Source organism: Motilimonas eburnea (assembly GCF_021295345.1).
In the GTDB taxonomy this organism is placed as follows: domain Bacteria; phylum Pseudomonadota; class Gammaproteobacteria; order Enterobacterales; family CBDFNC01; genus Motilimonas; species Motilimonas eburnea.
The window spans coordinates 199,700-205,762 of the sequence record NZ_JAIMJB010000003.1; the positions used below are offsets into that span (position 1 = coordinate 199,700).

3 protein-coding genes are annotated in these 6,063 nt (G+C 46.6%); 1 reads left to right on the plus strand and 2 read right to left on the minus strand.

Annotated elements, in window-relative coordinates; translation table 11 throughout:
• Positions 1–113: 113 nt before the first annotated feature.
• Entirely contained in the window at positions 114–935 is an 822-nt protein-coding gene (locus K6Y21_RS04615; protein ID WP_233070595.1) for a winged helix-turn-helix domain-containing protein, read from the minus strand.
• A 215-nt stretch (positions 936–1,150) separates the two neighbouring features.
• Positions 1,151–3,748 carry a bifunctional aconitate hydratase 2/2-methylisocitrate dehydratase gene (gene acnB, locus K6Y21_RS04620; protein ID WP_233070596.1) on the minus strand — a complete coding sequence of 866 codons (2,598 nt, stop codon included), beginning with the start codon at positions 3,746–3,748 and terminating at the stop codon, positions 1,151–1,153.
• Positions 3,749–3,998: 250 nt separating this feature from the next.
• Between acnB and K6Y21_RS04625 the strand changes: the two genes are divergently transcribed.
• On the plus strand, positions 3,999–5,456 hold the full coding sequence (locus tag K6Y21_RS04625) for an NAD-dependent succinate-semialdehyde dehydrogenase (RefSeq protein ID WP_233070597.1): 1,458 nt from the start codon (positions 3,999–4,001) through the stop codon (positions 5,454–5,456).
• Positions 5,457–6,063: the final 607 nt, after the last annotated feature.

Consider the following 6,063-nt stretch of genomic DNA (forward strand, 5'->3'; position numbering starts at 1 on the left):
AACTTTTTGCAAAAAAGATTATTGCAACTGGTTGTCCAGAAAGTCTCATCCTAAGTCAGCTCTGGTGTTACTTTTTATAAACTTTGTTTTAACTGTCTAATTATCAGCGTTGATTAATTTGTCGCTGTTTTTAATGTCGCTGCTTTACTTAATACTTCTGTTGGTACTAATTCGTATGCAGCTTGTGGTTTCAGTACCACAGCAGACTTGCTAGCAACCATCAGCATTTGTTTCAAGCGGCTGTCTTCAAGTGGCTTAAGTAGTAAACCTTGAATGTCTAACAAGCTGTTAATACCGAGTAGCTCACGTTGCACATCAAAATGCGTGACCAGTACGCGAATATCGGCAACAGCTGATGTTTCACCCATGCGAATGCGTTTTACAAACTCAATACCGTCGGTATCGTTAAGTAATGCATCGATCACGAGTAGATCGAAATCTTGTAGTGCGAACGCTTGTTCAGCCGCTTGCACCGTTGCAACACTTTCAACATAAGCCACGTTTAGGTTTTCTAACTGTGCAACTAACGCTTCGCGATCCGCATTGTTACCTTCAACCACAAGCACTTTCATATTGGTGGTCGCAGCTTCAGGCTTATGAACGAGCGGTGATGGCTGACCCACCTCTGCACCTTCTAAACGCGCGATATAGCCACGCTTTGGAATGGTAGAAATGTTTAAGCCGTGAATGCTTAAATTACCAATGCTCTTACGCAATTGGGAAATGTGTTGGTTAATTGTATGGTCCGTTACCAAGCGACCCCAAACGTGCTGGGCAAGGTCTTCACGGGTAACAACCGTATTCAGGTTTTTACATAAGAAGTGTAAAAGGGAAGTACGTAAAGGACCTAGGTACACTTTACGGTTACTGTGGATCAAGCTGTTTTGGCTTGTATCTATGTGGTATTCACCCACAACAAGGCTTTTCTCTAGCATAATGACACCCATATATAATTAAAAAAATAAAAATGTGACTGACAACATAGTTTTATCAAGACTTTGTAAAAAAATCCAGCCGCGTATGCAAATTAATTGACTTAAATTTAATCAAATCCCTGCATTCTAACTAATTTGTATCGCTATATTTTAATTTCCCAATAAAAAACCCTCCTGAGAGGGTTTTTTTTGGTGTTTTTTACTTTTTAAGCGGTTTAAACGGCTTGCGTAAAAATTACCTTCTCAGCCTTGCTAGTATAACTTGGAAGCTGGTCAAAGTTTAGATATCTATACGTATCTGCAGCAGTAGCATCCAATTGTTTGGCGTATGTCATATATTCATCAACTGTTGGTAGCTTACCGATAATCGCTGCAACCGCTGCCAGCTCAGCCGAGCTTAGGTAAACGTTGGCACCGGTTCCCAAGCGGTTCGGGAAGTTACGGGTTGATGTCGACACAACAGTAGAGTTATCTGCCACGCGAGCTTGGTTACCCATACATAATGAACAACCTGGCATTTCGGTACGCGCGCCGACTTTACCAAAGATGCTGTAGTAGCCTTCTTCTGTTAGTTGCGCTTCGTCCATCTTAGTCGGTGGCGCAACCCATAGACGCGTTGGTAATTGACCGCTGTATTGATTTAGCAACTTACCCGCAGCACGGAAGTGACCTATGTTGGTCATACATGAGCCGATAAACACTTCGTCAATGTTCTCACCCGCTAATTCGCTCAGTAGCTTCACATCATCAGGATCGTTTGGACAAGCTAGGATAGGCTCTTTCACTTCGTTCATGTCGATCTCGATAACTGCCGCATATTCTGCGTCCGCATCGGCTTCCATTAGCTCAGGGTTAGCAATCCACTCTTGCATCGCAGTAATACGACGCTCAATGGTACGCGCGTCGCCGTAACCTTCTGCTAGCATCCACTTCAACATCACGATGTTTGAGTTTAAGTACTCAATGATCGGTGCTTCGTTTAGCTTGATAGTACAACCTGCTGCACTACGCTCTGCTGATGCATCAGAAAGTTCGAATGCTTGCTCAACTTTAAGATCAGGCAGACCTTCAATCTCAAGGATACGACCAGAGAAGATATTAACCTTACCTTTCTTAGCAACCGTCAGCAGACCTTGCTGGATGGCGTAATAAGGAATGGCATTAACCAAGTCACGTAAAGTCACACCAGGTTGCATTTCACCTTTGAAACGAACCAATACCGACTCAGGCATATCCAATGGCATTACACCGGTCGCAGCAGCAAAAGCAACGAGACCTGAACCAGCAGGGAAAGAAATACCTAGCGGGAAACGTGTGTGCGAGTCACCACCTGTACCTACGGTATCAGGTAATAACATACGGTTTAGCCAAGAGTGAATAACACCATCACCAGGGCGTAGTGATACACCGCCACGGTTCATAATGAAATCAGGTAGGGTATGGTGAGTATTAACATCAATCGGTTTAGGGTATGCCGCAGTGTGACAGAAAGACTGCATGGTTAGGTCTGCAGAGAAACCTAAACAAGCTAAGTCTTTTAATTCATCACGCGTCATTGGACCTGTGGTATCTTGCGAACCTACTGTGGTCATTTTCGGCTCACAGTATTGGCCCGGGCGGATACCTGCCACATTACAGGCTTTACCTACCATCTTTTGCGCTAGGGTGAAACCTTTGTCAGAAGCCGCGACATCTTCAGGCAGCTTGAATACATCAATTGGGCCTAGGCCAAGTGATTGACGAGCACGGTCGGTTAAACCACGACCAATGATCAGAGGGATACGACCCCCCGCACGGACTTCATCAAGGATCACGTTGGTTTTCAGCTCAAACTTGGTGATGTCTTCACCTGTTTCAGCATTTTTTACCACGCCAAGATGTGGGTAAATCTCGATCACATCACCCATGTTCAAGTTGCTAACGTCCATTTCGATGGGTAGCGCACCTGAGTCTTCCATGGTATTGAAGAAGATTGGCGCAATTTTACCACCGATACACACACCGCCCGCACGTTTATTTGGTACGTTAGGAATGTCATCACCCATAAACCATAGCACTGAGTTAGTCGCAGATTTACGAGAAGAACCGGTTCCAACCACATCGCCCACGTAAGCCAAAGGATGGCCTTTTTCTTTAAGCGCTTCAATTTGCTTAATTGGGCCAACTTCACCTGCTTGATCGGGTTCAATGCCTTCGCGTGCATTTTTCAGCATCGCTAATGCGTGTAGCGGAATATCTGGGCGAGACCAAGCATCGGGGGCTGGAGAGAGATCGTCGGTGTTGGTTTCACCTGTGACTTTAAATACAGTAACGGTAATTTTTTCAGCCACTTCAGGCTTACTTAAATACCAGTCCGCATTTGCCCAAGATTCGAGTACTTGTTGAGCAAAGGCATTACCCGCCTTGGCTTTTTCTTCAACATCGTAAAACGCATCGAACATTAACAGGGTGTGAGAAAGCGCTTTCACGGCCAGTGGAGCCAGTGCATCGTTATCAAGCTGGGCAATCAGTGGCTCGATGTTGTAACCACCTTGCATGGTGCCGAGTAATTCCACGGCACGCTCAGCAGATAGAATAGGAGATTGCGCTTCACCTGTCGCAATAGCAGCAAGAAAGCCTGCTTTTACGTAAGCCGCTTCATCCACGCCAGGAGGGATACGATCGGCAAGTAATTCTAGGATAAACTCTTCTTCACCAGCAGGGGGTGTTTTGATCAGTTCAATTAGGGCAGCGGTTTGTTCAGCATCTAACGGCTTAGGAACCACTCCTTGGGCAGCACGCTCTTCGACGTGTTTACGATAAGCTTCAAGCACGACTCGTTCCTCTTATTAGTATGTCATCTATTATTGATGACTATTATCCTGTGAAAGATACATTGCCTTCTTTGCACTCCATCCACGCGTTGGCTGATAGAAAAGCAAGCTTCTGGGCAATATGACCTTTCGAAGCAGCGAGAGTATATAAGATCCAAGTAAAAATTAAAATTTAATACGTCAGTAAATTATTTCATTTATGTTATCAGCTTATTAAAATGCGAACTCCAACCCACTTAGGCTAAGCGCAATGAACTTTTTGCAATTAAACGATAATCAATTGATAAAACAAGCAAACTTGATTAATGGTCAATGGCTAACCAGTAACAATTCGATAACAGTTTATAACCCAGCCACGACTCAAACCCTAGGTGAGATACCACTAATTGATGAGCAAACCCTAGAAAACGCCATAGGAAAAGCTCAAGAAAGCTTTATTAGCTATTCAAAGTCAACAAGTTACGATAAATCTCTATGGCTACTAAAGTGGTATGAATTAGTGTTGGCCCATGCCGACGACCTCGCCAAGATCCTCACTCAAGAGCAAGGCAAACCTTTGGCCGAAGCCAAGGGGGAGATCCTGTATGCGGCTTCTTTTATTCAATGGTTTGGCGAACAAATTAAAAGCGATCACGGCCTTACCCTAGCCGACCCGATATCAGGTAAATCCTTTGCTACTCATAAACATCCCGTTGGCGTGGCCGCCCTGATCACGCCATGGAACTTTCCCGCTGCCATGATCACCCGCAAAGCGGCTGCCGCCCTTGCTGCAGGTTGTACCGTCATTATCAAGCCCAGTGAATTAACCCCCTTTACCGCCATCGCGTTGGCAGAGCTTGCCCAACGGGCGGGGTTTCCAGTCGGAGCCATCAACCTGCTCACTGGCGACGGCGCCATGATAGGCAAAAAATTATGCCAAGACCCGCGCGTTAAAAAGCTTTCTTTTACTGGCTCCACCCAAATTGGCAAGCTGCTGTTTGAGCAAAGTGCCAGTAATATCAAGCGGCTATCATTAGAGTTAGGAGGCAACGCACCCTTTATCATTTTCAACGATGCCAACCTAGATGCCGCTATCTCAGCGCTAATGCAAAGTAAATTTCGTAACAACGGTCAAACCTGCGTAGCCGCCAACCGCATCTATGTGGACGAGCAGCTAAAACAGCCACTGCTCGCCAAGCTCATCGAGCAGTTAGCCCAACTCAGCTGTGGCAACGGCCTCACAGAAGCTGTGCAACTAGGCCCCATGATAAATACCACTGCGGTAGCCAAGGTGGAGACGTTAGTCAGCGAAGCCATTGCCAAAGGCGCCCAATGTCTCTATCAAGCCGATACGAAACAGTTAGGAGCGAATTATTATCCCGTCACCTTACTGACAGATGTCACCCCTGAAATGGCCATCGCCAATCACGAAATATTTGGTCCTGTCATCGCCATCCAATGGTTTAACGATGAAACCCAAGTCATTGCACAAGCCAACGCCAGCGAAGCGGGCCTGGCCGCTTATTTTTTTAGTGACAATATCCATCGCTGCCAACGTATAGCAAATGCACTGGAGTTTGGCATGGTGGGGATCAACAGCGGCATGGTATCCCACGCCATCAGCCCCTTTGGAGGCATTAAACATTCCGGTATCGGCCGCGAGGGCGGCCACAATGGGTTAGCAGAATACCAATACATCAAAGCGCACTGCTACGCTCAGTTGGAGTAACATCCCACAGCAACGACCGCAAGGGCGGCACTCATCATAGTGGGATTAGCAGAATATCAATACATCAAAGCGCACTGCTACGCTCAGTTGGAGTAACATCCCACGGCAATGACCGCAAGGGCGGCACTCATCATAGTGGGATTAGCAGAATATCAATACATCAAGGCGCACTGCTACGCTCAGTTGGAGTAACATCCCACGGCAACGACCGCGAGGGCGGCACTCAATATAGTGGGATTAGCAGAATACCAATACATCAAAGCGCACTGCTACGCTCAGTTGGAGTAACATCCCATGGCAACGACCGCAAGGGCGGCACTCAATATAGTGGGATTAGCAGAATACCAATACATCAAAGCGCACTGCTACGCTCAGTTGGAGTAACATCCCATGGCAACGACCGCAAGGGCGGCACTCATCATAGTGGGATTAGCAGAATACCAATACATCAAAGCGCACTGCTACGCTCAGTTGGAGTAGCATCCCACGGCAACGACCGCGAGGGCGGCACTCAATATAGTGGGATTAGCAGAATACCAATACATCAAAGCGCACTGCTACGCTCAGTTGGAGTAACATCCCACGGCAACGACCGCAAGGGCGGCAC

What these genes read in the sequence shown, in the direction of transcription:
- K6Y21_RS04615 (WP_233070595.1), bottom strand. Translation starts at nt 935, where the DNA reads ATGCTAGAGAAAAGCCTTGTTGTGGGTGAATACCACATAGATACAAGC.
- K6Y21_RS04625 (WP_233070597.1), top strand. Translation starts at nt 3,999, where the DNA reads ATGAACTTTTTGCAATTAAACGATAATCAATTGATAAAACAAGCAAAC.